The sequence below is a fragment of the Enterobacter sp. 302C9 genome, from assembly GCF_034106085.1.
Taxonomy (GTDB): domain Bacteria; phylum Pseudomonadota; class Gammaproteobacteria; order Enterobacterales; family Enterobacteriaceae; genus Enterobacter; species Enterobacter asburiae_B.
This window is the reverse complement of sequence record NZ_JAWNBW010000002.1, coordinates 107,361-134,209: the sequence shown is the minus strand read 5'-3', so window position 1 is coordinate 134,209 and position 26,849 is coordinate 107,361. Positions and strand designations below refer to the sequence as shown.

Annotated in this window: 17 protein-coding genes; 12 read left to right on the top strand and 5 right to left on the bottom strand. The window is 60.3% G+C overall.

Annotated features, from left to right (window positions below):
- Positions 1 to 45 precede the first annotated feature (45 nt).
- On the bottom strand, positions 46 to 1,830 hold the full coding sequence (locus UR289_RS06370; RefSeq protein WP_047061040.1) for a methyl-accepting chemotaxis protein: 1,785 nt from the start codon (positions 1,828 to 1,830) through the stop codon (positions 46 to 48).
- 106 nt (positions 1,831 to 1,936) lie between these two features.
- Positions 1,937 to 2,290 carry a DsrE/DsrF/TusD sulfur relay family protein gene (locus UR289_RS06365; RefSeq protein WP_008499522.1) on the bottom strand — a complete coding sequence of 118 codons (354 nt, stop codon included), beginning with the start codon at positions 2,288 to 2,290 and terminating at the stop codon, positions 1,937 to 1,939.
- A 72-nt stretch (positions 2,291 to 2,362) separates the two neighbouring features.
- Here UR289_RS06365 and nasR point away from each other — a divergent pair, with 72 nt between their 5' ends.
- The 7 genes from nasR (at position 2,363) to UR289_RS06330 (ending at position 14,677) form a co-directional block, all read left to right on the top strand.
- Positions 2,363 to 3,547 carry a nitrate regulatory protein NasR gene (nasR, locus tag UR289_RS06360; RefSeq protein ID WP_320709468.1) on the top strand — a complete coding sequence of 395 codons (1,185 nt, stop codon included), beginning with the start codon at positions 2,363 to 2,365 and terminating at the stop codon, positions 3,545 to 3,547.
- 227 nt (positions 3,548 to 3,774) lie between these two features.
- Entirely contained in the window at positions 3,775 to 5,022 is a 1,248-nt protein-coding gene (locus tag UR289_RS06355) for a CmpA/NrtA family ABC transporter substrate-binding protein (RefSeq protein ID WP_224979064.1), read from the top strand.
- A gap of 2 nt (positions 5,023 to 5,024) precedes the next feature.
- Complete coding sequence (gene ntrB, locus UR289_RS06350) at positions 5,025 to 5,903, top strand: nitrate ABC transporter permease (protein ID WP_033145770.1); 879 nt, start codon at positions 5,025 to 5,027, stop codon at positions 5,901 to 5,903.
- 9 nt (positions 5,904 to 5,912) lie between these two features.
- Positions 5,913 to 6,701: an ABC transporter ATP-binding protein gene (locus UR289_RS06345; RefSeq protein WP_236903434.1), complete on the top strand. Its 789-nt coding sequence runs from the start codon at positions 5,913 to 5,915 to the stop codon at positions 6,699 to 6,701.
- A 13-nt stretch (positions 6,702 to 6,714) separates the two neighbouring features.
- Positions 6,715 to 10,701, top strand: coding sequence for a nitrite reductase large subunit NirB (gene nirB / locus UR289_RS06340; RefSeq protein WP_320709466.1), 3,987 nt, complete (start codon positions 6,715 to 6,717; stop codon positions 10,699 to 10,701).
- A complete protein-coding gene (locus UR289_RS06335) occupies positions 10,698 to 13,223 on the top strand; it encodes a nitrate reductase (RefSeq protein WP_320709465.1) in 2,526 nt (841 codons plus the stop codon). The genes nirB and UR289_RS06335 overlap by 4 nt, the downstream gene beginning before the upstream one ends.
- Positions 13,224 to 13,270: 47 nt before the next feature.
- Positions 13,271 to 14,677, top strand: a complete 1,407-nt coding sequence (locus tag UR289_RS06330; protein ID WP_033145767.1) for a YchO/YchP family invasin — start codon at positions 13,271 to 13,273, stop codon at positions 14,675 to 14,677.
- Between the two features lie 3 nt (positions 14,678 to 14,680).
- Here the strand turns inward: UR289_RS06330 and narL are convergent, their stop codons facing one another.
- Positions 14,681 to 15,331, bottom strand: coding sequence for a two-component system response regulator NarL (gene narL / locus UR289_RS06325; protein WP_008499531.1), 651 nt, complete (start codon positions 15,329 to 15,331; stop codon positions 14,681 to 14,683).
- Positions 15,324 to 17,120, bottom strand: coding sequence for a nitrate/nitrite two-component system sensor histidine kinase NarX (gene narX, locus UR289_RS06320; protein WP_320709463.1), 1,797 nt, complete (start codon positions 17,118 to 17,120; stop codon positions 15,324 to 15,326). The genes narL and narX overlap by 8 nt, the downstream gene beginning before the upstream one ends.
- Positions 17,121 to 17,429: 309 nt before the next feature.
- Between narX and UR289_RS06315 the strand changes: the two genes are divergently transcribed.
- From UR289_RS06315 to narI, 5 genes are all read left to right on the top strand, one after another.
- Positions 17,430 to 18,827, top strand: a complete 1,398-nt coding sequence (locus UR289_RS06315; protein ID WP_033145765.1) for a NarK family nitrate/nitrite MFS transporter — start codon at positions 17,430 to 17,432, stop codon at positions 18,825 to 18,827.
- Positions 18,828 to 19,208: 381 nt separating this feature from the next.
- On the top strand, positions 19,209 to 22,952 hold the full coding sequence (locus tag UR289_RS06310; RefSeq protein ID WP_039263581.1) for a nitrate reductase subunit alpha: 3,744 nt from the start codon (positions 19,209 to 19,211) through the stop codon (positions 22,950 to 22,952).
- Positions 22,949 to 24,484: a nitrate reductase subunit beta gene (gene narH / locus UR289_RS06305; RefSeq protein WP_039263580.1), complete on the top strand. Its 1,536-nt coding sequence runs from the start codon at positions 22,949 to 22,951 to the stop codon at positions 24,482 to 24,484. The genes UR289_RS06310 and narH overlap by 4 nt, the downstream gene beginning before the upstream one ends.
- Positions 24,481 to 25,191 (top strand): nitrate reductase molybdenum cofactor assembly chaperone, encoded by a 711-nt coding sequence (narJ, locus tag UR289_RS06300; RefSeq protein ID WP_320709460.1) that lies wholly within the window; start codon positions 24,481 to 24,483, stop codon positions 25,189 to 25,191. The genes narH and narJ overlap by 4 nt, the downstream gene beginning before the upstream one ends.
- Positions 25,191 to 25,868, top strand: coding sequence for a respiratory nitrate reductase subunit gamma (gene narI / locus UR289_RS06295; RefSeq protein ID WP_087822739.1), 678 nt, complete (start codon positions 25,191 to 25,193; stop codon positions 25,866 to 25,868). The genes narJ and narI overlap by 1 nt, the downstream gene beginning before the upstream one ends.
- On the opposite strand, the gene UR289_RS06290 is transcribed toward narI, so the two are convergent.
- The gene (locus tag UR289_RS06290) at positions 25,865 to 26,761 is read right to left on the bottom strand and encodes a DMT family transporter (RefSeq protein ID WP_320709666.1); all 897 of its coding nucleotides are present in this window, start codon (positions 26,759 to 26,761) and stop codon (positions 25,865 to 25,867) included. The genes narI and UR289_RS06290 overlap by 4 nt on opposite strands.
- Between the last annotated feature and the right edge of the window lie 88 nt (positions 26,762 to 26,849).

Genomic DNA, 26,849 nt, shown 5'->3' with positions numbered 1-26,849 from the left:
TACGCTGGCGCGCGTTTTACCCGCTAAACGCGCGCCGGAAGAAGATTAAATGCGGAAATGCCCGGCTGTTTCAGCAAGGTCGCCCGCCTGGCTCTGCAGGGCACCCGCGGCAGCGGCGGATTCCACCACCAGCTCGGCGTTCTGCTGAACCATTCTGTCGAGATGGGTCACCGCGTGGTTGATCTCATGAATCCCTTTCATCTGCTCGCTGGTGGCGATGGAGATTTCGCGCATGATGCCAGAGACGCTGCCGATGCTGGAGCGGATCTCATCCATGCTTTCCCCCGCCAGATGCACGTAGCGGGAGCCGGTTGCCACGCTGTCGGTGGTGGAGTCAATCAGCGATTTGATCTCTTTCGCCGCCTGAGCGCTACGACTTGCCAGGTTACGCACTTCACCTGCTACGACGGCAAACCCGCGTCCCTGCTCACCCGCACGCGCCGCCTCGACGGAGGCGTTCAGCGCCAGAATGTTGGTCTGGAAAGCAATGCCGTCAATCACGCTGGTGATATCGCCAATTTTTGCCGACGCGACTTCAATGGACTGCATGGTGCTGATCGCCTGCGATACCACCTCGCCGCCGCGCGCCGCGGCCGCTGAGGCCTTGCTCGCCTGGTCGTTCGCTTCTGCCGCCGATTCATTCGACTGCGTCACGGAGGCGGTGATCTGCTCCACGGCGCTGGCCGTCTCGCGCAGGCTGGATGCCGCCTGCTCGGTACGTCCGGAAAGATCCTGGTTACCTGCGGCAATCTCCTGCGCGGCGTTTTTTACCGATTCGCTGGCGTCACGGAGCTGCACCATCACCACCGACAGCTTATCGCTGAAGGCGTTAAAGGCCTGGGCAATCTGCGCGACCTCGTCCTCGCCGTTATCCGGCAGGCGCTGGGACAGATCGTTAGTGCCGTTAGCAATGTTGTGCATCGCGTCGCGAATGTCGGACAAACGCTTGAGCAGGCGGGCAATCAGGAAATGCACAATCGCCGCGCTCAGGAGTGCGAGGATCACCAGCGAAATCCCCGAGGCTTTAAGCAGGGAACGCATGCCGGAGGTGGCGTCACCGCTGTCGAGCGCGATGACTAACAGCCAGTTTGTGCCCGGCACGGCTGTCGCCACGAAGGTTTTTTCCGCGTCGTTCAGCGTTCCGTCGACGGGGTTACCGCTTTTCAGCGCAGCAAAATCAATGCCCTTGATCGTCTCACCAAACGGTTTCAGCGTCAGAGCCGGATCGTTAGCGGCAATCACGCTGCCGTCGCTGTTCAGAAGCAGCCCGCTGCTGGCCGGAGTTGGATGGATCCCGCGCACGTTAGCCACCACGCTGTCCATCGCCACATCGCCCGCCACGACCGCTTTGAGCGTGCCATTTTCTTTCACCGGCACCGCAAAGGTTACCACCAGTTTACCGGTCCCCGCGTCAACGTAGGGCGCGGTGACAACCGGACCGTCCGTGCTGACCACCTGCTGATACCACGGGCGAATAGTCGGGTCATAGTCCGCCGGAACGCCCGCCGGTTCAGAGAATTTCGCCGTTTTGCTGGCGTAGCCAACATAGACGTTGGTGAATCCACCCGCCTGCGCAAGCTGTTTAAACACCGGAACCGGGTCGTCATTCAGCGCAACGGTCTGCGCGGAGGCGATCACCGTCATCTTGCTTTTTACCCAGTCGGCAATCGCCATGTTATGGCTGGCGCTGGTGCTGGTCAGGATATCGCGCTGGGACTGCTGGTTATCCTGGCGCGTGACCTGGAAGTTGATAACGGTATTAAGGAGAAGGGCGACGACCAGACAGCCTGCCGTCGCCACGATGATGCGTGCACGAATCGATCTGAACATAAGTGAAATACCTGCTGTGTTGTTTCCATGCCTATCGGCAACCCCGCAGGTAAACTTGATGCTGAAACCGCGTCCATAAGAAAATAATATTTTTACGGGTTTATTATTAAAAAGTTAATACTTTATCGGCGGACAGCGTCCACTCGGCCAGCTCCACCAGCGTACCAATCTCTACGCCATCAATCAGCGGCAGACCGGTAATGCCGCGGCCGTCGGTGCAGGTCTTGCACAGCTTCACCGGCACGTTTTGCGCGGTGAGGATCTCCAGCATCTGCTGAATGTTATAGCCTTCTGCCGGTTTTTGACCCTTCAGCCCCGCGGTGACCGCGTCCGACATTAAAAAGAGTCGTAACGCCAGGTCGCTCTCTTTTTCACGCAGCGCAATCGCCAGGCGCAGGCTGTTGAAAAGGGATTCGCTGCCGTAAGCCGCACCGTTGGCGACGATCACAATCTTTTGCATGTTGACTCCTGTTCTTATAAAGGCACGAATATTGCTTAGCTTTCCCGAGTTTCGCTGTTCTGGAGAGTAAGCATGACATTAATGGCTGGCATTTCGCCAGGCGCTGGCGAATGGCTCGAGCGCGCAAGAATGATGCGCCGGGAGCAGCTCAGCAAGCTGGCACAGCTTGGCGTGCTTGTGCACGGCATTAGCCAACTGGTGCATATGTTACAGTGCGAGCGTGGGGCGTCCAACGTCTGGCTCTGCTCACAGGGTAAGCTCTACGCCCCTGAATGCAAAGCCAGCCGGGCGCTGGTGGATGAAAACCTCGCTGCACTTTATGACATTCTTGAAAAACAGTCGCCGATCCCGGGAAGTACCGTTTGTGAACGTATCGGCGGCGCGCTTCAGAGCCTGGACATGCTTCCCGCGCTGCGCGACGGTGTTATTCAGCAAACGGTAACGGCGCCGCAGGCGATGGAAGACTACTCCCGCATGCTTCGCCATCTGCTCAGTATCGTGCCGCAGCTCAATGACAGCATTGACGATCCGCAAATCGCCGGGCGTTTTGTTGCCCTTTATAGCCTGATGCAGGGGAAAGAGCTGGCGGGACAGGAGCGGGCCCTGGGGGCGATTGGCTTCACGCAGGGCTTTTTCGATGATGTGACTCGCCAGAGGCTGGTTGACCGCATCGACGGGCAGCAGGCCTGCTTTGAAATTTTTCTCTCACACAGCTCCGCTGACGTCCAGACCACCTTTTCTCTCCACTGCCAGCCCGATCGTGAAACGGAGCAACTCCGGCGCGTAGCCTGTACTCGCCAGCCTGCCGCGGATGATGGCCTTACCGCTCTGGCCTGGTTTGCTCTGCAAACCGCGCGCCTTGAGCATCTGCGCACGCTGGAGGAGACGCTCATCGCCGATCTGATGACGGCGGTGGACGAGCGTATTTACCGTAACGATGAGTACGTGCCTCCCGCCGATGAGCAGGACGACCCGCTGATACAGTATCCGGAAAAACCGTTGCTCACCCTGGTGCGCCAGCAGGCACGCGAGATAGAACAGCTCTCGCGCCAGCTTGCATCGCTGCGCGATACGCTTGAAGAGCGCAAAGTCATTGATAAAGCGAAAAGCGTGCTGATGACCCACCAGAATATGAGTGAGGAACAGGCCTGGACGGCGCTGCGCAAAATGGCGATGGACAAGAACCAAAGGATGGTGGATATCGCCCGCGCGCTGCTGATGGTGAAGAATTTATGGCAGGTAACACCAAAGGAGTAGCTGCACGGTCAGCGGGCATTTTGTGCCTGATTAAGGTGCGTGCAGGCGAGGGGAGTTCGGTTAGCGCCCCGGAAATTGCGGGTTAAAACCTGGCATTCACTTTGCATTATCGGATTAACCATTTTTGACGATGCGCCAACGGCGGCGCATGCGTCTTCGGGATAAAGGCGTCCACTGGTGCTTCGGCATCGTGGGCGCTTTTTTTTGGTTTTTTTTCAGGAGTGGTCATGGCGGATTTGTCGAGACGGCGTTTTTTGCAGGCCAGCGTGCTGGCGAGTGGCGCAATGCTGTTACCGGGTATCATGCAGGCCGCATGGGCGGCAGGCTCGGATAAACCGGAGCAGGAAACGGTGCGCATCGGGTTTATCCCGCTGACCGACTGCGCCCCGGTGGTTATCGCGGCGCTGAAAGGCTTTGATAAAAAATACGGTATTACCATCGTGCCCACCAAAGAGGCGAGCTGGGCGGCGGTGCGCGACAAGCTGGTGGCGGGCGAACTCGATGCCGCGCACATTCTCTACGGCCTGCTGTACGGCCTGGAGCTGGGCATCGCCGGTAAGCCGCAGCAGATGGCGAACCTGATGACGCTCAATCAGAACGGCCAGGCGATTACGCTTTCCAGCGATCTGGCGGAGAAGGGCGTACGAGACCTTGACGGGCTGAAAAAGCTCATTGGGCAGCAGGCGCCCGGCACCTACACCTTCGCGCACACCTTCCCGACCGGGACGCACGCCATGTGGCTCTATTACTGGCTGGCCAGCGCGGGCATTAACCCCTTTGACGACGTGCGCACGGTGGTGGTGCCGCCGCCGCAGATGGTGATGAACATGCGCATTGGCAACATGGTTGGCTTTTGCGTCGGCGAGCCGTGGAACGCCCGGGCCATCAACGACCGCATCGGTTTTACCGCCGCCACGTCGCAGTCTATCTGGGCCGATCATCCGGAAAAAATCCTCGGTACGCGCCGCGACTGGGTGGAGAAAAACCCGCACACCGCGCGGGCGCTGGTGAGCGCGGTACTGGAGGCGGCGCGCTGGATCGAAGCCTCCCCGGAAAACAAACGCGAGACCGCGCAGATCCTCTCCCGCCGGGCGTGGCTCAACTGCAAAGAACAGTATCTCACCGGACGCATGCTCGGCGAGTACGACAACGGCCTGGGCCAGCGCTGGCAGGACGCGCACCCGATCCGCTTCTTCAACGAGGGGGCCGTCAGCTACCCGTATCTCTCCGACGGCATGTGGTTCTTAACCCAGTTCCGCCGCTGGGGCTTGCTCAAATCCGCGCCGGACTACGCGGGCATCGCGCAGCGCATTAACCAGAACGCGGTCTGGCAGGATGCCGCCACGGCGGTGGGGGGCATCAGCACACCGACTTCACCATTACGCAGCAGCACATTGATGGACGGCACCGTCTGGAACGGTACCGATCCGGAAGGATACGCCAGCCGTTTCGCCATTCACCGTAAAGGGGCCTGATTATGCAGCATCTGCAAAAGACGAATTCACACGAGACGCCGGAGAGTGGGGAGGTGATTGTCCTGCCTCCGGTGCAGGTTCGCCGCCGTACGCCGACGTTTGCGCGTCGGATTAACGCGATCCTTCAGCGCATCATCCCGGCGTTTCTCGGTCTGGGACTGCTGGTGGTGCTCTGGCAGCTGGCGGCGATTAACAGCAAAGGTTTCCCGACGCCGCTCAGCACGCTCGATTCCGCCATCACCCTGTTTGCCGATCCGTTTTATCGTGACGGGCCTAACGATATGGGCATCGGCTGGAACGTGCTCGCCTCATTACAGCGCGTGGCGGTGGGCTTTGGCCTGGCCGCGCTCGCCGGGATCCCGCTCGGCTTCCTGATTGGTCGCTTCACCTTTTTCTCTCGCATGTTCGGCCCGCTGATCGCGCTGTTACGCCCGGTTAGCCCGCTGGCCTGGCTGCCCATCGGCCTGCTGCTGTTCCAGAAAGCGGAGCCCGCGTCGAGCTGGACCATTTTCATCTGCTCCATCTGGCCGATGGTGATCAACACCGCCGAAGGCGTACGCCGCATTCCGCAGGACTACCTCAACGTGGCCCGGGTGCTGCAGCTTTCCGAGTGGACCATCATGCGCCGCATTCTCTTCCCGGCGGTGCTGCCCGCGGTGCTGACCGGGGTGCGTCTCTCCATCGGCATCGCCTGGCTGGTGATCGTCGCCGCCGAGATGCTCACCGGAGGTTTAGGGATCGGCTTCTGGATCTGGAACGAGTGGAACAACCTCAACGTCGAAAACATTCTCATCGCCATCGTCATCATTGGCGTGGTCGGGCTGCTGCTGGAGCAGGGGCTGATGCTGATCGCCCGTCGCTTTAGCTGGCAGGAAAAATAAGGAGCGAACATGAAACCATTAATTCAGGTCCAGGCCGTGAGCCAGCGTTTTTCCACCGCCAGCGGCGAGTTTGTGGCGCTGCAAAACGTCTCTTTTGATATCCACGAGGGCGAAACCGTCAGCCTGATCGGGCACTCCGGCTGCGGCAAATCGACGCTGCTGAACCTCATCGCCGGTATTACCCTGCCGACGGAAGGCGGGCTGATCTGCGACAACCGTGAAATCGCCGGGCCGGGTCCGGAACGTGCGGTGGTCTTCCAGAACCATTCGCTGCTGCCGTGGCTCACCTGCTTCGACAACGTGGCCCTGGCGGTCGATCACGTGTTTCGCCACAGCATGAGCAAGGCGGAGCGCAGGGAGTGGATCGAGCACAACCTCGACCGCGTGCAGATGGGGCACGCCCTGCACAAGCGACCGGGGGAGATATCCGGCGGCATGAAGCAGCGCGTCGGTATTGCCCGCGCGCTGGCGATGAAGCCGAAAGTCCTGCTGATGGATGAACCCTTCGGCGCGCTCGATGCGCTGACGCGCGCGCATCTGCAGGACTCGGTGATGCAGATCCAGCAGGCGCTGAACACCACCATCGTGCTCATTACCCACGACGTGGACGAGGCGGTGCTGCTCTCCGATCGCGTGCTGATGATGACCAACGGCCCGGCGGCCACCGTCGGGGAGATCCTGCACGTGGACCTGCCGCGCCCGCGCAACCGGGTGCAGCTGGCCGACGACAGCCGCTATCACCACATGCGCCAGCAGATCCTCCATTTCCTCTATGAAAAGCAGCCGAAAGCGGCGTAACGAGGGGGCTTTGATGCGACTGGTCATTATCGGAAATGGCATGGCGGCCACGCGGCTGATTGCCTCGCTCACCGGGCGTGCTGACGGTCGTTTCGCTATCACCGTCATCGGTGACGAGCCGGAGCATGCCTATAACCGCATCCAGCTTTCGCCGGTCCTGGGCGGTGAAAAGCAGGCTGCAGACATCTGTTTGCAGGATGACGACTGGTACCAGTCGCGCGGCGTGACGGTGCTGCGGGGCGAAAAGGCGATCGCCGTGAATGTGGACGCGCGGGAAGTGCAAACCACCGCCCGCACGCTGGGCTGGGATGCGCTGGTGTTTGCCACCGGATCAACGCCCTTTATTCCGCCAATCCCCGGCTGCGATGCGCCGCATGTGTTCACGTTCCGCACCCTGGAGGATACCCGGGCCATTCGGACGATCGCCGGTCCGGCGGTGGTGCTGGGCGGCGGCGTGCTCGGGGTTGAGACGGCGGCAGCGCTGGCGCGCTCAGGTGACAACGTCACGCTGGTTCATCGCGGCCCGTGGCTGATGGAGCAGCAGCTGGATCGGCAGGCGGGAATGCTGCTGGAAGAGGCGCTGGCGGCGCGGGGCGTGCGCTGTGAGCTCGCCTCGGGCATCGCAGCGGTGAGCGGGAATAGCGTGACGCTGCTCAACGGGCGCCGCGTCGTCGTCGCTCGCGTGGTGCTGGCGACCGGCGTGCAGCCCAGCGTCGCGCTGGCGCAGGCCAGCGGCATTCGCTGCGCGCGCGGCATCGTGGTGGATCACCAGATGCAAACCTCCGAACCGAACGTCTACGCCATCGGCGAGTGCTGTGAAATTGACGGGCAGACGTTTGGCCTGGTCGCCCCCTGCCTGGCGCAGGCGGAAATCCTGGCCGCGCGGCTGGCCGGGGACGCTACCGCGCCGTTTACCCTGACCGACAGCGGGATGCGCCTCAAGGTGACGGGCGTGGAGCTGTTCAGCCTCGGCCGTGCGGCGGAGCAGGAGGGCGACGTGGTCTGGAGCGCATGGGATCCGCTGACCCGTCACTATCGTCGTTTATTGATCCATCAGGGGGCGCTGGCTGGCGCGCTGCTGATGGGCGACTGCCGCAGCGCGGCAACGTTTACCGATTTACTGGCAACGGCTGCGCCCGCCCACGCGGACTGGCTGTTCGATCGTTTCACTACGCAACCGCAGGTTGCAGGACAGAATGCTATGACAAAACCTACTCTGGTGGTGGTTGGGCACGGTATGGTCGGCCATCATTTCCTCGAAGACTGCGTTAAGCGCAATCTGCATCAGCAGTATCAGATCGTCGTCTTTGGCGAGGAGCGCTATGCCGCCTACGACCGCGTGCATTTGTCGGAATATTTTGGCGGCCGCAGCGCGGCGTCGCTCTCGCTGGTGGAGGGGGATTTCTTTGCCGACAGCGGCATTGAGCTGCGCCTGTCGCAGCAGATCGTCGGCATCGACCGCGACGCGCGCGTGGTGCGTACCGCCAGCGGGCATGAGACCCACTGGGACAAGCTGGTGCTGGCGACCGGCTCATACCCGTTCGTTCCGCCCGTGCCGGGCAACGATTTGCCGGGCTGTTTTGTCTACCGCACCCTTGACGACCTGGACAACATTGCTGCACATGCGGCTGGCTCGCGCCGCGGCGTGGTGATTGGCGGCGGCCTGCTCGGACTGGAGGCGGCGAATGCCCTGAAGCAGCTCGGGCTGGAAACCCACGTGGTGGAGTTTGCGCCCAACCTGATGGCGGTCCAGCTCGACAACGACGGCGCGGCGATGCTGCGCAAGAAAATCGAGGCGCTGGGCGTCGGCGTTCACACCAGTAAAGCCACGACGGAGATCGCCACCGCGGACGGCGGGCTGGTGCTGCGCTTTGCCGATGGCGAACAGCTGGAAACGGACATGGTGGTCTTTTCGGCGGGCATCCGTCCGCAGGACGCGCTGGCGCGCAGCAGCGGGCTGGCTATCGGCGAACGCGGCGGGATCTGCATTGACGACGGCTGCCAGACCTCCGATCCGGACGTGCTGGCCATCGGCGAATGCGCCCTGTGGGAGGGGAAAATCTTCGGTCTGGTCGCGCCCGGCTATCAGATGGCGCGGGTGGCCGCCGCCGCGCTGGCGGGGGAGGATAAAACCTTCACCGGCGCGGATATGAGCACTAAGCTCAAGCTGCTCGGCGTGGACGTGGCCTCGTTCGGCGACGCCCACGGGCGCACCCCGGGGGCGCTGAGCTACCAGTGGACGCACGGCCCACAGCAAATCTACAAGAAAATCGTGGTCAGCCACGACGGCAAAACGCTGCTCGGCGGCGTGCTGGTGGGCGATGCCAGCGAATACGCCACGCTGGTGCAGATGATGCTTAACGGCATCAGCCTGCCGAAAGAGCCGGAAACGCTCATTTTACCCGCGTCGTCAGGCAGCGCGCCAAAAGCGCTCGGCGTGGCGGCGCTGCCGGAAAGCGCGCAGATCTGTTCGTGTCATAACGTCAGTAAAGGCGATATTTGCCGGGCGGTGAGCGCGGGCGCGGCGGATATCGGCGCCGTTAAGCAGTGCACCAAAGCGGCGACCGGCTGCGGCGGATGTAGTGCACTGGTGAAGCAGGTGATGGAGTTCCAGCTGGCGGAGCAGGGCGTGGAGGTGAAAAAGGACATCTGCGAGCACTTCCCGTACTCGCGCCAGGAGATTTACCACCTCGTGCGCGTCAACCATATCCGCACCTTTGACCAGCTTATCAGCCGCTACGGACAGGGGCACGGATGCGAGATCTGCAAGCCGCTGGTGGGATCGGTGCTCGCCTCCTGCTGGAACGAGTATCTGCTGAAACCGGCGCACCTGCCGCTGCAGGATACCAACGACCGCTACTTCGCCAACATCCAGAAGGACGGCACATACTCCATCGTGCCGCGCATGCCCGCAGGGGAAGTGACTGCCGACGGGCTGATTGCCATCGGGCAGATTGCGAAACGCTACAGCCTGTACAGCAAAATTACCGGCGGACAGCGTATCGATCTTTTCGGCGCCACTCTGGAACAGCTGCCGGCGATCTGGCAGGCGCTGGTGGAGGCCGGGTTTGAAACCGGACACGCCTACGGTAAATCCCTGCGCACGGTGAAATCCTGCGTCGGCTCGACCTGGTGCCGCTACGGCGTGCAGGACTCCACCGGCCTCGCGGTCCGGCTGGAGCACCGCTACAAGGGCCTGCGCGCGCCGCACAAAATCAAAATGGCGGTCTCAGGCTGCACCCGCGAGTGCGCGGAGGCGCAGAGCAAAGACGTAGGGGTGATTGCCACCGATAAGGGCTGGAACCTCTATCTGTGCGGCAACGGCGGGATGAAGCCACGCCACGCGGATCTCTTCGCCAGCGATCTGGACGACGAAACGTTAATTCGCACCATCGACCGTTTCCTGATGTTTTACATCCGCACGGCGGATCGCCTGCAGCGTACCAGCACCTGGATGGACAACCTGGAAGGCGGCCTCGACTATCTGCGGGAGGTGATCCTCAACGACAGCCTCGGCATCGCCCACGAGCTGGAGCAGGAGATGGCCCGGGTGGTGGAAACCTACCAGTGCGAATGGCAAACCACGCTCAGCGATCCCAGCCGCCTGGCGCTGTTCCGCACGACGGTGAACGAGACCGCGCCGGATGAAAGCAAGCGCTGGCAGGAAATTTGCGGCATCGACGATATCCCCGAGCAGGCGGGCATCGGCGCGCGGCTTGGACGTAAGCCGATTGCGCTCTTCCGCTTTGGTAAAACCGTTTACGCCCTCGACGATCGGGAGCCGGGCGGCGATGCGAACGTGCTTTCACGCGGCATTCTTGGCGATGCGGCGGGCGAGCCGGTGGTGATTTCACCGCTCTACAAGCAGCGCATTCGCCTGCGCGACGGCTGTCAGGTAGAGAACGGCGAACCCGCGGTGCGCGCGTGGCCAGTGAAGATTGAAAACGGCAAGGTGTGGGTTGGCAGCGACGCCCTGGTAATGCGTGCGGAGGCCTCATGACGGAAACCCGGACAACGTGCCCCTACTGCGGGGTGGGCTGCGGCGTGATCGTCCGCGTGCGAGGTGAAGCGGTCAGCGTTCGGGGAGATGAAACCCATCCTGCGAACCTGGGCCGCCTGTGTGTGAAAGGAACGGCCCTGGGGGAAACGACGGGCTTACAGGGGCGGCTTTTGCGCCCGGTCGTTGATGGCCTTGAGGTGGACTGGGCGCAGGCGCTGAGCGCGGCAGGAGAGCGCCTGCGGGAGATTATCGATAAATGGGGGCCGCAGGCGGTGGCGTTTTACGCCTCCGGCCAGCTGTTGACCGAGGATTACTATGCCGCCAACAAGCTGATGAAAGGGTTTATCGGCGCGGCAAACATCGATACCAACTCCCGGCTCTGTATGTCCTCGGCGGTGGTGGGCTACAAGCGCGCCTTTGGCGAAGACGTGGTGCCGTGCGGCTACGAGGATATGGAAAACAGCGATCTGGTGGTGCTGGCTGGCTCGAACGCGGCCTGGACGCATCCGGTGCTCTATCAGCGGCTGGTGCAGGCGAAGCACGACAACCCGCGGATCAAGGTGGTGGTTATCGATCCCCGCAGAACCGCCACCTGTGATATTGCCGATCTGCATCTGGCGCTCGCCCCCGGCAGCGACGCCGGGCTGTTTGTCGGTCTGCTTAATGTGATTCACGGAACGGATGAGTGGCCCGTTGAGCGCGTGGCGGCGTTTTGCGGCCTCTCGCCGCAGGATATAGGCACCTTTTATGACTGGTTTATGACGGCGCCCCGGGCCATCACGCTCTACACCATGGGGATCAACCAGTCCACCAGCGGCAGCGACAAGTGTAACGCCATCATTAACGTTCATCTTGCCAGCGGGAAGTTCAACCGTCCGGGCTGCGGCCCGTTTTCGCTGACCGGACAGCCAAACGCGATGGGGGGAAGGGAAGTGGGCGGGCTGGCTAACCAGCTGGCGGCGCACATGAACTTTGAGCCGGACGATCTCTCGCGGGTGGCGCGTTTCTGGGGAACGGAACGGCTGGCGCAAACCCCGGGCCTGATGGCGGTGGAGCTGTTTGACGCCATTGCCCGCGGCGAGGTGAAGGCGGTGTGGATCATGGGCACTAACCCCGCCGTGTCGCTTCCGGACAGCCACGCGGTGTGTCAGGCGCTGGCGAACTGCCCGCTGGTGATGATCTCTGAGGTGATGAAGGATACCGATACCAGCCGGTTCGCCCATATCCGTTTTCCGGCGCTGGGCTGGGGGGAGAAGGACGGGACGGTGACAAACTCGGAACGCCGCATTTCGCGCCAGCGCGCGTTTCTGCCCGCGCCGGGCGAAGCGAAGCCGGACTGGTGGATCGTCGCGCAGATGGCGAAACGGCTGGGCTACGGCGAGGCCTTTGCCTGGCAACATCCGCACGAGATTTTTTGCGAACATGCGGCGCTGACGGCCTTTGAAAATGACGGCGCGCGGGCATTGAATCTTCATGAACTGGCTGCGCTAACCCGTGAGGAGTGGGATCAGCTTGAGCCTTATCAGTGGCCGACGGGGAGTTTTCCGCGCCGAAACATCGTTCCCGTTATCCCTCTGTCGCACGGCGCGACGGTCAGCGCCTTATACCCGCTGATTCTCAACTCGGGGCGCATCCGCGATCAGTGGCATACCATGACTCGAACGGGATACGTGGCGAGGCTGATGCAGCATATCGCCGAACCGTTTGTTGAGGTTGGCCCGGCAGACGCCGTTCGTTTTTCCCTGTGCGACGGCCAGCTGGCGCGCATCAGCTCGCCGCGCGGCGTGATGGTGGCAAGAGTGCGAATCAGCGACGGGATACGGGAAGGCGAGGCGTTTGCCCCGATGCACTGGAACGCCGGGTTTGCCCGCCAGGGAAAGGTGAATGCGCTGGTGGAAGGGCGCTGCGATCCGGTTTCGGGCCAGCCAGAGAGTAAACAAACCGCCGTCAGGATCCTGCCCTGGCAGCCCGCCTGGCAGGGGGAACTCTATGCCCGGGAATGGCCGGAAATGCCCTCTTCGGCTTACTGGTGGCGCAAAGCCTCACGCCTGACGGTGGCGGGCGATCAACTGCTGCTGCCGTGGGTAATGGAATACGCCAGCGCTCGTGGCTGGCAGCTGCAGGTTGCGCAAACCGGTGAACGCAGCAGCGTGCTGGCCTGGCATGAAGGCCAGCTGATGCTGGGCTTCTGGGAGGGCACCGCGTTACCGGCGCTGGCGCATGCGGTGATTGAAGCCGCTTTTCAATCCCCACCCGTGCTTCTCGCAGAACGCCACGCCTTGTTGAACGGACAGAGCGTCGGGGAGGCGGCGGATCCGGGACGCATCATCTGCAGCTGTTTCAGCGTCGGGGAGAATGCGATACGGGAGGCGATCGTCGGCGGGTGTGATTCCGTCACCGCGCTGGGGGCGACGCTGCGCTGCGGTACGAACTGTGGCTCCTGCGTGCCGGAGCTGAAAGGGCTGTTTCAGGATAATCCTGAAATGTCCGCCAGAACTGCATTTCAAGGCTTATCGCGTTAACATAATAGGAGTTTATTCATAAACACAGGTTCTTATTTACGACGTTGATGGCTGTATCGTCCCGCATTCGTTTGCTGTTATTACTCTCCCTTGTTACGGTCGGAGCCGTTCACGGTGCGCCGAATTCCTTTATCCAGCAGGCGCAAAATCCCTTTGATAATAACGGGGATAGTTTGCCCGACCTCGGCATGGCGGCGCCAACGGGCGAGGGGGAAAAACACCTGGCCGAAATGGCGAAAGCCTTCGGTGAAGCCAGCATGACCGACAACGGCCTGACAACGGGCGAGCAGGCGCGTCAGTTTGCGTTTGGCCAGGTGCGCGACGCGGTGAGCGGCGAAGTGAACCAGCAGATTGAGTCCTGGCTTTCGCCCTGGGGGAACGCCAGCGTGAACTTGCTGGTGGATAACGATGGCAAATTTAACGGCAGCAGCGGGAGCTGGTTTATCCCCTGGAACGATAACAACCGTTACCTGAGCTGGAGCCAGCTTGGCCTGACCCAGCAGGCGGATGGTCTGGTCAGTAACGCCGGAATAGGCCAGCGCTGGGTCGCCGGGAAATGGCTGCTGGGTTACAACACGTTTTACGATAACCTGCTGGATGAAAACCTGCAGCGTGCCGGGCTGGGCGCGGAAGCGTGGGGGGAAAATCTGCGCCTGTCAGCCAACTATTATCAGCCCTTTGCTGGCTGGCGCGATCGCTCTGACGTCCAGGAGCAGCGCATGGCGCGCGGCTATGACGTCACCGCTAAAGCCTGGCTGCCGTGGTTCCATCATCTGAATACCAGCGTGAGCTTCGAGCAATACTTCGGCGATAACGTCGATCTCTTCAATAGCGGAACGGGCTATCACAATCCCGTAGCGGTGAATCTGGGGCTTAACTATACCCCCGTTCCGCTGGTCACCCTGACCGCCGCGCACAAGCAGGGCGAAAGTGGCGCGAGCCAGAATAACCTCGGGCTGAAGCTCAACTATCGCTTTGGCGTGCCGCTGGTGAAGCAGCTTTCCGCCGGTGAAGTCGCCGCCACGCGTTCCCTGCGCGGAAGCCGCTACGACTCGCCGGAGCGCAATAGCCTGCCGGTGATGGAGTTCCGCCAACGTAAAACGCTGTCCGTCTGGCTGGCGACGCCGCCGTGGGATCTGAAAGGGGGCGAGACCGTTATGCTGAAGCTTCAGGTTCGCAGCGCGCACGGCATTCGTGAGATCCACTGGCAGGGGGATACGCAGGCGCTGAGCCTGACGTCGCCGGCCAAAAGCAACAGCAGCGACGGCTGGAGTGTAATTATGCCTGCCTGGGATGACAGTGAAGGGGCGACAAACCGCTGGCACCTGTCGGCGGTGGTGGAAGATGAGAAAGGCCAGCGCGTCTCGTCCAATGAGATCGTGCTGACCGTCGTGCAGCCGCTGGTCGCATTGCCCGACAACGACCCGCGCTGGAAGCTTCTGCCGGAGGAGTAATCCTTAAAAAATGCGTTCCTGATGCACCCACACCGCGGCTTCAACGCGGGATTTTAGCTTCATTTTCTTCAGCATATGCTTCACGTGCACTTTGACCGTGCTTTCGGTGATGTCCAGGCGGCGGGCGATCATTTTGTTCGGCAGCCCCTGGGCAATGAGTTTGAGAATATCGCGCTCGCGCGGGGTTAACTGGCTGACGTCGCGGTCAGAGGTGGCGCGATTGGCGCGCAGGCTGGCAGCCAGCACCGGCGTTAAGGCTTCGCTGAGAACCATCTCGCCCGCCGCGGCCTGCTGCAGCGCCTTAAGCAAGTCTTCCGGCTCCATATCCTTGAGCAGATAACCATCCGCCCCGCGCTTCAGCGCCGTGACCACATCCTCTTCATGGTTCGACACGCTAAAGACGACGATGCGCCCGGAAAGCGATTTTTCCCGCAGCTTGTCGAGGGTTTCCAGACCGTTCATGCCGGGCATATTCAGATCCAGCAGGATCAGATCGGGATCGAGGGATTCGGCAAGCTCAATGCCCTGTTCACCGTTGCTGGCTTCGCCAACCACGGTGATATCGGGCGCCATGCTGACCAGCTGTTTCACGCCAGTACGCAGCATCGGATGGTCGTCGATCAACAGGATGGATGCCGGTTCCTGATTAGTCATGGGTTTCTCCTTGAGCAGTTGTAAGCGGTTTCTCGGGAATAAAGGTGACCACGACTTCCGTGCCACCCGTCTCTCTCCGGCGAACCTGGCAATCACCGCGCAGGCTTTGGGCGCGGTCTCGCATAATAATTAAACCATAGTGGTTAGTGCGTTCGGCATTTTCCGGCACGCCGCGGCCGTTGTCGTGAACCGTGAGCTTCACCTGATTGCTGTGCTGGCTGACGGTGACCGTTACCGCCGTCGCGCCGGAATGCTTGAGCACGTTGCTCAGTGCTTCACGGGCGATTTGCAGTACATGTATGGCCTGGTGGGAGGGGACAAACCGCGGCGGCAGCTGGTAGTCCAGCTTCACCGGGAACCCCAGCCGGGCGCTAAATTCGTGACAGCTGGCCTCCAGCGCCGGACGCAGGCCCGGCTCGGTCAGCTGCAGACGGAAGGTAGTCAGCAGCTCGCGAAGCTGTATCCAGGAGGTGTTCAGCTCGTTGCGGATCTGGCTGAGCAGCTGCTTGTTGCTTTCGGGCATCTCCGCATCCTGCATCTGCAGGCAGCTCACCTGCATTTTCATACAGGAGAGCGACTGGGCGATCGAGTCGTGAAGCTCGCGGGCGATGGTCGCGCGCTCTTCCATGACGATCAGCTGCTGCTGCTTTTCCTGATGCCTGTCGAGCGCCAGCGTGGCCGTGAGCTGTTCGACCAGCGTATCAACCAGCTGCTGCTGGTCGTGGCTCAGGTGACGCCCGGCTGGCAGCGTTGCCAGCAGAATACCGTACTGGGTGTGGCTGTCGGTCAGGCGCCACTTCAGGGTGGTGCCGACGGACGTCAGCGGCGGCAGGCCGCGAGGGCAAAGATGGCAGCCTTTATCATCGCAGGACATATCCGACTGACAGGTAAATTCCTGATGGTTATCTTCGTCTTCCACATCGTAGACGCGCAGCTCAAGGTCGTGAAGCAGGGTCAGATTTTGCAGGCCGTTCAGCACCGGAGAGAGGCGTTCGCATAGCGGCACCTGCATGTGCAGACGGCGGTTGGCCTGCCACAGGAAGGAGAGGATCTCGTTTTTCTGCTCCAGTCCGGCCGTTTTTTCCTGAACGCGCTGTTCCAGCACCGCGTAGCTCTCGGAGAGCTCTGCCGACATGGTGTTGAGCGCCTGGCCGAGCATGGCCATCTCGTTGCGCCCGCTGATGTGCGTGCGCTGGGTAAAATCGCGTGCGGTCACCGCGCGGGCCATTGCCAGCAGCTGTTTCCACGGGTTTAGCAGCCGCGCGCGGAGCCAGACGATGGTGAAGATCAGCAGCAGCCCCATAAACAGCGCCATGGCGCGGTGCACCATCACCACCCGGTCGATGCGTAATTCGGTGGTTTGGTCGAAAGAGGAGACCAGCGCATCAATGCGTGAGACGAACCCCGCCACGTCCTGCGCAACGGTTTCGGTGCTGCGCGCCTGTTTCAGCCCGGGCTCCAGCTGGGTGTGCCAGTAGCCCTGAAGGGCTTTAAGCTGATATTGCTGACCGGCGCGGATGGCGGCGTTTTCCAGTTCGGGGCTGAAGACCGTGCGCTCCATTTCATCAATCAGAGGCCGATCGTCCAGCGTCAGGGGAACCGACGCCAGCAGGCGATAACTCTGCATGCGTAGCGAGCCTGCCTCGTTGATGGCATGCGCATTACCCTGTACTCCCTGTACCAGCCAGCCGGAGATCGCCATGCCGGTCACGCCGATGGCGGTGGACAGCAAAACAATCAGAGCGAGCTGATTCACGAGCGTCAGCGGAGATAAACATCTTTTTAACATAGAGGTGGCGTGCTCCTGACGTGGCCTGCTTGCAGGAATGGCGCTATTCTGGTGCATACCCTGGAGTATACCCATACCAATAAAGGATTACCCCTAAATTGCCAACGGAGTAGGGGGAAGGAGGTGGGGGTAGTCTGGAACCGTCAGTGCCGTGAAAAACCACGTCTTTTTTACCGAATTAGCCTACTCACTAAGGGTGAGGCCTTATTTTACGCCGCAAATCCTCCCACTTTTCCTTTGATTTATATCAACTTACCGCCGCCCTAAAACCCTAATGTTTGCAGCATCATTCGAGAATCAGAGGTGTCTATGAGTCACTCATCCGCTCCCGAAAGGGAAAATGGTGCCGTTATTACAGACTGGCGTCCAGAGGATCCGGCGTTCTGGCAACAGCGCGGCCATCGTGTAGCCAGCCGGAATCTGTGGATTTCCGTGCCGTGTTTGTTATTAGCGTTTTGCGTATGGATGTTGTTTAGCGCGGTGGCGGTCAACCTGCCCAAAGTCGGGTTTACGTTTACGACCGATCAGCTGTTTATGCTGACCGCGCTGCCGTCGCTGTCAGGCGCGCTGCTGCGTGTGCCTTACGCGTTTATGGTGCCGGTGTTTGGCGGTCGTCGCTGGACGGCGTTCAGTACGGGCATCATGATCGTCCCCTGCGTCTGGCTCGGCTTCGCGGTGCAGGATACCTCTACGCCGTTCAGCGTGTTCGTGATTATTTCCCTGCTGTGCGGTTTTGCGGGTGCGAACTTCGCCTCCAGCATGGCGAACATCAGCTTCTTCTTCCCGAAAGCGAAGCAGGGCGGTGCGCTGGGCATTAACGGCGGCCTGGGGAATATGGGCGTCAGCGTGATGCAGCTGATTGCCCCGCTGGCGATCTCTGTTTCTATTTTCGCGGCCTTTGGCGGCGGTGGCGTTGAGCAGGCGGATGGTTCTTCCCTCTATCTGCAGAACGCCGCGTGGATCTGGGTGCCTTTCCTGGTGGTCTTCACCCTCGCAGCCTGGTTCTTTATGAATGACCTGTCCGCGTCGAAGGCGTCGCTGAGCGAACAGCTGCCGGTGCTGAAGCGTGGACACCTCTGGGTGATGGCGCTGCTGTATCTGGCCACCTTCGGTTCGTTTATCGGCTTCTCTGCGGGCTTCGCGATGCTGTCGAAAACGCAGTTCCCGGAGATTCAGATCCTGCACTTTGCCTTCTTCGGACCGTTTATCGGTGCCCTGGCGCGTTCGCTGGGCGGCATGGTCTCTGACCGTCTCGGCGGTACCCGCGTGACGCTGGTGAACTTCGTCGTGATGGCAGTCTTCTGCGCGCTGCTGTTCCTCACTCTACCCGTCGACGGGCAGGGCGGTAACTTCATCGCCTTCTTCGGCGTGTTTATGGTGCTGTTCCTGACGGCCGGGCTGGGGAGCGCGTCTACCTTCCAGATGATCTCCGTGATCTTCCGTAAGCTGACGATGGATCGGGTGAAGGCGCAGGGCGGGAGCGAAGAGCAGGCCATGCGCGAAGCGGCGACGGATACGGCTGCGGCGCTGGGCTTTATCTCTGCCATCGGCGCGATTGGCGGCTTCTTTATCCCGAAAGCGTTCGGTATCTCTCTGGACCTGACCGGCTCTCCGGCCGGTGCCATGAAAGTCTTTCTCGTCTTCTATATCGCCTGCGTTGTGATTACGTGGCTGGTATATGGCCGAAATACCAAGAAAAATAAGTAAGTGTGATTATCCGTTTACGCGGCCTTCGGGCCGCGTTTTTTTTAGCCTGAATAATAGTTACAACATACTTACGGCTTTTACGGCAGACGCCTGCGGTGACACTGCGATCGCCATCGCTTTGCAGGTGGCTCTACCCCTTAATACCTGAGATGTTAAATTTTGACTGGCTTTTTGTACGATAAAATAAAAATAACTCTATATTTCATGATGATATGAATTTTTTGAAGATACCGCTTTGGTGGTATTTGGTGTAATCCCTCGCCTGAAAGTCCCTCCTCGTCTTGATCGTTATCAATTCTCCCCCTCTTTCAGGGCGTTACCTTCGCTGCAAATCAGCAATGTCGATTTAGAGAGCCACAGGCTCCACACAGGAGATACCCGATGAGCAAATTTTTGGACCGGTTTCGCTACTTCAAACAGAAGGGTGAAACTTTTGCCGATGGGCACGGCCAGGTTCTGGATACCAACCGGGACTGGGAAGACGGTTACCGCCAGCGCTGGCAGCATGACAAAGTCGTCCGTTCGACCCACGGCGTGAACTGTACCGGTTCATGCAGCTGGAAGATTTTCGTTAAAAACGGTCTGGTGACCTGGGAAATGCAGCAGACCGACTATCCGCGCACCCGCCCGGATATGCCAAACCACGAACCGCGCGGCTGCCCGCGCGGTGCCAGCTACTCCTGGTATCTCTACAGCGCCAACCGTCTGAAATACCCGCTGATGCGCAAGCGCCTGATGAAAATGTGGCGTGAGGCGAAAGTACAGCACAGCGATCCGGTGGATGCCTGGGCGTCCATCATCGAAGACGCTGACAAAGCAAAAAGCTTCAAGCAGGCTCGCGGTCGCGGTGGTTTCGTTCGCTCCTCATGGAAAGAGGTAAACGAGCTGATTGCCGCCTCCAACGTCTACACCGTCAAAACCTACGGTCCTGACCGCGTGGCGGGCTTCTCGCCAATTCCGGCGATGTCGATGGTCTCTTACGCCTCCGGCGCGCGCTATCTGTCGCTGATCGGCGGTACCTGCCTGAGCTTCTACGACTGGTACTGCGACCTGCCGCCTGCGTCTCCGCAGACCTGGGGCGAGCAGACCGACGTGCCGGAGTCCGCGGACTGGTACAACTCCAGCTACATCATCGCCTGGGGCTCTAACGTTCCTCAGACCCGTACGCCGGACGCGCACTTCTTTACCGAAGTCCGTTACAAAGGCACCAAAACCGTGGCGGTCACCCCTGACTACGCGGAAATCGCCAAGCTTTGCGATCTGTGGCTGGCGCCGAAACAGGGTACCGACGCGGCGATGGCGATGGCGATGGGCCACGTCATGCTGCGTGAATTCCATCTTGATAAGCCAAGCCAGTACTTCACCGACTACGTTCGCCGCTACACCGACATGCCGATGCTGGTCATGCTGGAAGAGCGTGAGGGCTACTATGCCGCGGGCCGCACGCTGCGCGCAGCCGATCTGGTGGATTCGCTGGGCCAGGAAAACAACCCTGAGTGGAAAACCGTTGCGTATAACAGCAACGGCGAGCTGGTGGCGCCAAACGGCTCTATCGGCTTCCGCTGGGGCGAGAAGGGCAAGTGGAACCTTGAGCAACGCAACGGCACCACCGGCGAAGAGACGGAGCTGCGCCTGAGCATGCTGGGTAGCCAGGACGAGATCGCCGAGGTCGGGTTCCCGTACTTCGGCGGTGAAGGTTCAGAGCACTTCAACAAGGTTGAACTGAAAAACGTTCTGATGCACAAACTGCCGGTTAAGCGCCTGCAGCTGGCCGACGGCTCTACCGCGCTGGTCACCACCGTTTATGACCTGACCATGGCGAACTACGGTCTGGAGCGCGGTCTGGGCGATGAAAACTGCGCAACCGGCTATGACGACGTGAAGGCCTACACCCCGGCCTGGGCGGAACAGATTACCGGCGTGCCTCGCGCGCACATTACCCGTATCGCACGTGAGTTTGCAGAAAACGCGGACAAAACGCACGGCCGTTCGATGATCATCGTCGGCGCGGGTCTGAACCACTGGTATCACCTCGATATGAACTATCGCGGTCTGATCAACATGCTGATCTTCTGCGGCTGCGTCGGTCAGAGCGGCGGCGGCTGGGCGCACTACGTGGGCCAGGAAAAACTGCGTCCGCAGACCGGCTGGCAGCCGCTGGCGTTTGCCCTCGACTGGCAGCGTCCGGCACGCCATATGAATAGCACCTCCTACTTCTATAACCACTCCAGCCAGTGGCGCTACGAAACGGTCACCGCGCAGGAGCTGCTGTCGCCGATGGCGGATAAATCCCGCTACAGCGGCCACCTGATTGACTTCAACGTGCGCGCAGAGCGCATGGGCTGGCTGCCGTCTGCCCCGCAGCTGGGCACTAACCCGCTGCGCATTGCGGAAGCGGCGAAGCAGGCGGGCATGTCACCAGTGGATTACACCGTGAAATCCCTGAAGGATGGCTCAATCCGCTTCGCGGCAGAACAGCCGGAGAACGGTAAAAACCATCCGCGTAACCTGTTCATCTGGCGCTCCAACCTGCTGGGCTCGTCCGGTAAAGGCCACGAGTACATGCTGAAATACCTGCTCGGTACCGAAAACGGTATCCAGGGGAAAGATCTCGGCAAGCAGGGCGGCGTGAAGCCGGAAGAGGTGGAGTGGAAAGATAACGGCCTCGACGGCAAGCTGGATCTGGTGGTGACGCTCGACTTCCGTCTGTCCAGCACCTGCCTGTACTCCGATATCGTGCTGCCAACCGCGACCTGGTACGAAAAAGACGACATGAATACCTCGGATATGCATCCGTTTATTCATCCGCTGTCTGCTGCCGTTGACCCGGCGTGGGAATCGAAAAGCGACTGGGATATCTACAAGGACATCGCGAAGAAATTCTCCGAAGTCTGCGTTGGGCACCTCGGCAAAGAGACCGACGTGGTGACGCTGCCAATCCAGCACGACTCCGCCGCCGAACTGGCGCAGCCGCTGGACGTGAAGGACTGGAAAAAAGGTGAATGCGACCTGATCCCGGGCGTAACCGCGCCGCACATTATTCCGGTTGAGCGCGACTATCCGGCAACCTACGAGCGCTTTACCTCTATCGGCCCGCTGATGGAGAAAATCGGTAACGGCGGGAAGGGGATCGCCTGGAATACCCAGAGCGAAATGGATCTGCTGCGCAAGCTCAACTACACCAAAGCGGACGGTCCGGCGAAAGGCCAGCCAATGCTGAACACGGCGATTGATGCGGCAGAGATGATCCTGACCCTGGCCCCGGAAACCAACGGCCACGTTGCCGTCAAAGCCTGGGCGGCGCTGAGCGAGTTTACCGGCCGTGACCACACGCATCTGGCGACGAATAAAGAGGAAGAGAAAATCCGCTTCCGCGATATTCAGGCGCAGCCGCGCAAGATTATCTCCAGCCCGACCTGGTCTGGCCTGGAGGATGAGCACGTGTCCTATAACGCGGGCTACACCAACGTTCACGAGCTGATCCCATGGCGCACCCTGTCCGGTCGTCAGTCGCTGTATCAGGATCACCAGTGGATGCGCGACTTCGGTGAAAGCCTGCTGGTCTACCGTCCGCCAATCGACACCCGCTCCGTGAAAGCGGTGATGGGCGCGAAATCGAACGGTAACCCTGAGAAGGCGCTGAACTTCCTGACGCCGCACCAGAAGTGGGGCATTCACTCCACCTACAGCGACAACCTGCTGATGCTGACCCTGTCTCGCGGCGGTCCGATTGTCTGGATGAGCGAAACGGACGCCAAAGATCTGGGTATCGAAGATAACGACTGGATCGAAGTGTTCAACAGCAACGGTGCCCTGACGGCGCGTGCGGTGGTGAGCCAGCGCGTACCGGCCGGGATGACCATGATGTACCACGCGCAGGAACGTATCGTTAACCTGCCGGGGTCAGAAATTACCGAGCAGCGCGGCGGGATCCACAACTCCGTGACCCGTATTACGCCGAAGCCGACCCACATGATCGGTGGCTATGCGCAGTTGGCCTACGGCTTTAACTACTACGGCACCGTAGGATCGAACCGCGATGAGTTCGTGGTGGTACGTAAGATGAAGAATATTAACTGGTTAGACGGCGAAGGTAATGACCAGGTACAGGAGAGCGTAAAATGAAAATTCGTTCACAAGTCGGCATGGTGCTGAATCTGGATAAATGCATCGGCTGTCATACCTGCTCGGTCACCTGTAAAAACGTCTGGACCAGCCGTGAAGGTATGGAGTACGCCTGGTTCAACAACGTGGAAAGCAAGCCGGGCACCGGCTTCCCGACCGACTGGGAAAACCAGGAGAAGTGGAAGGGCGGCTGGATCCGTAAAATCAACGGCAAGCTGCAGCCGCGCATGGGTAACCGCGCGATGCTGCTGGGTAAAATCTTCGCTAACCCGCACCTGCCGGGCATCGACGATTACTACGAGCCGTTTGACTACGACTATCAGAACCTGCACAACGCGCCGGAAAGCAAGCACCAGCCGATTGCCCGTCCGCGCTCGCTGATCACCGGTCAGCGCATGGACAAGATTACCAGCGGTCCAAACTGGGAGGAGATTCTGGGCGGCGAGTTCGAGAAGCGCGCCAAAGACCAGAACTTCGAGAACATGCAGAAGGCGATGTACGGCCAGTTCGAAAATACCTTCATGATGTATCTGCCGCGCCTGTGCGAGCACTGCCTCAACCCGGCGTGCGTGGCGACCTGCCCAAGCGGCGCCATCTACAAGCGTGAAGAAGATGGCATCGTGCTGATCGACCAGGACAAGTGCCGCGGCTGGCGTATGTGCATCACCGGCTGCCCGTACAAAAAAATCTACTTCAACTGGAAGAGCGGTAAATCTGAGAAGTGCATCTTCTGCTATCCGCGTATCGAAGCCGGAATGCCGACCGTCTGCTCAGAAAGCTGCGTAGGCCGTATTCGCTACCTCGGCGTGCTGCTGTATGACGCGGACGCGATTGAAAATGCCGCCAGCACCGAGCACGAGAAAGATCTGTATCAGCGTCAGCTGGACGTGTTCCTCGATCCGAACGATCCGAAGGTGATTGAGCAGGCGCTGAAAGACGGCGTGCCGCAGAGCGTGATTGACGCGGCGCAGCAGTCACCGGTGTACAAAATGGCGATGGACTGGAAGCTTGCGCTGCCGCTGCACCCGGAATACCGCACCCTGCCGATGGTCTGGTACGTGCCGCCGCTGTCGCCGATTCAGTCCGCGGCTGACGCGGGCGAACTGGGCAGCAACGGCATCCTGCCGGACGTGGAAAGCCTGCGTATTCCGGTTCAGTACCTGGCGAACCTGTTGACCGCAGGGGATACCCAGCCGGTACTGCTCGCGCTGAAGCGTATGCTGGCGATGCGTCACTTCAAACGCGCGGAAACCGTAGACGGCGTGATCGATACCCGCGCGCTGGAAGAGGTTGGTCTGACCGAAGCGCAGGCGCAGGAGATGTACCGCTATCTGGCGATTGCCAACTACGAAGACCGTTTCGTGGTGCCGAGCAGCCACCGCGAGCTGGCCCGTGAAGCCTTCCCGGAAAAAAATGGCTGTGGCTTTACCTTTGGCGACGGTTGCCACGGGTCAGACAGCAAATTCAACCTGTTCAACAGCCGCCGCATCGATGCCATGGATGTGACCAGCAAAACGGAGCCGCACCAATGATTGAACTCGTCATTGTTTCGCGTCTGCTCGAGTACCCGGATGCTGCGCTTGCGCAGCATCAGCAGGAACTCTTTGATGCACTCGCGTCATCTGAAAACCTGGATAAAGACGATGCCCAGACGCTGGGTGTTTTCCTCCGCGATCTGCTGGCGCGCGACCTTCTGGATGCCCAGTCGGACTACAGCCAGCTGTTTGACCGGGGGCGTGCGACCTCGCTGCTGCTGTTTGAACACGTTCACGGTGAGTCCCGTGACCGCGGGCAGGCGATGGTCGACCTGATGGCCCAGTATGAACAGCACGGCCTGCAGCTCGACAGCCGCGAACTGCCGGATCATCTGCCGCTGTATCTGGAGTACCTGGCGCAGCTGCCGAAAGAAGAGGCGCTGGGCGGTCTGCAGGACATCGCGCCGATCCTGGCGCTGCTCGGCGCGCGTCTTCAGCAGCGCGAGAGCCGCTATACTGTGCTGTTCGATCTGCTGGTGAAGCTGGCCAACGCCGCGGTCGACAGTGAAAAAGTGGCGGAGAAAATCGCGGATGAAGCCCGCGACGATACCCCACAGGCGCTGGATGCGGTCTGGGAAGAAGAGCAGGTGAAATTCTTTGCTGACCAGAACTGCGGCGAGTCTGAAATCTCCGCTCACCAGCGTCGCTTTGCCGGCGCGGTTGCCCCGCAATATTTGAATATCTCTAACGGAGGACGGCACTAATGCACTTCCTGAATATGTTCTTCTTTGACATTTACCCGTATATCGCGGGCACCGTGTTCCTGGTGGGAAGCTGGCTGCGTTACGACTACGGCCAGTACACCTGGCGTGCGGCCTCCAGCCAGATGCTGGATCGTAAAGGGATGCATGTGGGCTCTAACCTGTTCCACATCGGTATTCTGGGGATTTTTGCCGGTCACTTCCTCGGGATGCTGACGCCGCACTGGATGTATGAAGCGTGGCTGCCGATCGAGGTGAAGCAGAAGATGGCGATGATCGCCGGCGGTGCCTGCGGCGTGATGACTCTGGTGGGTGGCCTTCTGCTGCTGAAACGTCGTCTGTTCAGCCCGCGCGTGCGTGCGACCACGACCGCAGCGGACATCCTGATCCTCTCCCTGCTGATGGTGCAGTGCGCGCTGGGCCTGCTGACCATTCCGTTCTCGGCGCAGCATATGGACGGCAGCGAAATGATGAAGCTGGTCGGCTGGGCGCAGTCCGTGGTGACCTTCCACGGCGGAGCCTCCGCGCACCTGGACGGCGTAGCGTTTATCTTCCGCATTCACCTGGTGCTGGGGATGACGCTGTTTGTGCTGTTCCCGTTCTCACGTCTGGTGCATATCTGGAGCGCGCCGGTGGAGTACCTGACGCGCAAATACCAGATTGTGCGTGCCCGTCGCTAATTCGCCGTTTTGACACTCACCCCGCACTCGCGGGGTTTTTTTTCGCCCCAGCCCAGGTTATTGCCCGCGGCAGCAAACAGGATAAGCGCGCCGCCCGCCAGCTGGGTCAGGTTCAGCGAGTGTCCGAACACCAGATTATCGACAACGATCGCCACCACCGGATAGATAAACGACAGGGAGCCGGTAATGGGCGTAGGCAGCTTCTGGATCGCGCTGTAGAGCAGCTGGTACATAATGCCTGTATGGACGATGCCCAGCGTCAGCAGGATCGGCCAGGGAAAATCACCGGAAAATGACGGCATGCTGGCAAAGGGCAAAAGCATCACGACGCCCGTCAGCACCTGGATAAAGGCAATATGCTGCGGCGCAACGGATCTGAGCTTGCGAGCGATAATGGCCGTGACCGCATAGAAAAAAGCTGCGGCCATCGCCAGGCCGATTCCGGCGAGCCATTCACTGCCGTGCGCGCCGGTCAGCTCGCTGGAGAGCAAGATCATCACGCCGCCAAAGGCGAGGAACAGCCAGCCCCATTTCACCAGGCTAACGCGCTCACCTAAAAACATCCCCATTAAGACCAGCATAAACGGCTGGGTGTTATAAACCACGGTCGAAAGACCAATCGAGATCCGTTCATAGGCCGCGAAGAGCAGCAGCCAGTTCACCACGAGCGCTACGCCACCGAGAATGGCCAGCAGCAGCGTGGTGCGGGTGAGGGGACTGAAGGGCTTTTGACTTACCCGGATAAAAATAAAAAGCGCCATTGCCCCGATAAGACAGCGCCAGAACACCACTTCCGTCACCGGCAGACCGCTGAGTAAAACAAACGCACCGATAGAGCCGGAAATTAACATCGCCAGGCTCATTTGCCAGACGCCTTTATGGAAATCACGCATCATCCACCTCCTGATTGTATGTCGCTATTGTCGAAAATCGCTGTCGGGTTTTACAGGGATGAGATAAGGTGAAATGCAGTGATGACTT

Coding starts and splice junctions, on each gene's coding strand:
- UR289_RS06355 (WP_224979064.1), top strand. CDS start 3,775: ATGGCGGATTTGTCGAGACGGCGTTTTTTGCAGGCCAGCGTGCTGGCG.
- UR289_RS06370 (WP_047061040.1), bottom strand. CDS start 1,830: ATGTTCAGATCGATTCGTGCACGCATCATCGTGGCGACGGCAGGCTGT.
- UR289_RS06335 (WP_320709465.1), top strand. CDS start 10,698: ATGACGGAAACCCGGACAACGTGCCCCTACTGCGGGGTGGGCTGCGGC.
- narL (WP_008499531.1), bottom strand. CDS start 15,331: ATGACTAATCAGGAACCGGCATCCATCCTGTTGATCGACGACCATCCG.
- narX (WP_320709463.1), bottom strand. CDS start 17,120: ATGTTAAAAAGATGTTTATCTCCGCTGACGCTCGTGAATCAGCTCGCT.
- ntrB (WP_033145770.1), top strand. CDS start 5,025: ATGCAGCATCTGCAAAAGACGAATTCACACGAGACGCCGGAGAGTGGG.
- nasR (WP_320709468.1), top strand. CDS start 2,363: ATGACATTAATGGCTGGCATTTCGCCAGGCGCTGGCGAATGGCTCGAG.
- narJ (WP_320709460.1), top strand. CDS start 24,481: ATGATTGAACTCGTCATTGTTTCGCGTCTGCTCGAGTACCCGGATGCT.
- UR289_RS06345 (WP_236903434.1), top strand. CDS start 5,913: ATGAAACCATTAATTCAGGTCCAGGCCGTGAGCCAGCGTTTTTCCACC.
- UR289_RS06365 (WP_008499522.1), bottom strand. CDS start 2,290: ATGCAAAAGATTGTGATCGTCGCCAACGGTGCGGCTTACGGCAGCGAA.
- UR289_RS06330 (WP_033145767.1), top strand. CDS start 13,271: ATGGCTGTATCGTCCCGCATTCGTTTGCTGTTATTACTCTCCCTTGTT.
- narH (WP_039263580.1), top strand. CDS start 22,949: ATGAAAATTCGTTCACAAGTCGGCATGGTGCTGAATCTGGATAAATGC.
- narI (WP_087822739.1), top strand. CDS start 25,191: ATGCACTTCCTGAATATGTTCTTCTTTGACATTTACCCGTATATCGCG.
- nirB (WP_320709466.1), top strand. CDS start 6,715: ATGCGACTGGTCATTATCGGAAATGGCATGGCGGCCACGCGGCTGATT.
- UR289_RS06290 (WP_320709666.1), bottom strand. CDS start 26,761: ATGCGTGATTTCCATAAAGGCGTCTGGCAAATGAGCCTGGCGATGTTA.
- UR289_RS06310 (WP_039263581.1), top strand. CDS start 19,209: ATGAGCAAATTTTTGGACCGGTTTCGCTACTTCAAACAGAAGGGTGAA.
- UR289_RS06315 (WP_033145765.1), top strand. CDS start 17,430: ATGAGTCACTCATCCGCTCCCGAAAGGGAAAATGGTGCCGTTATTACA.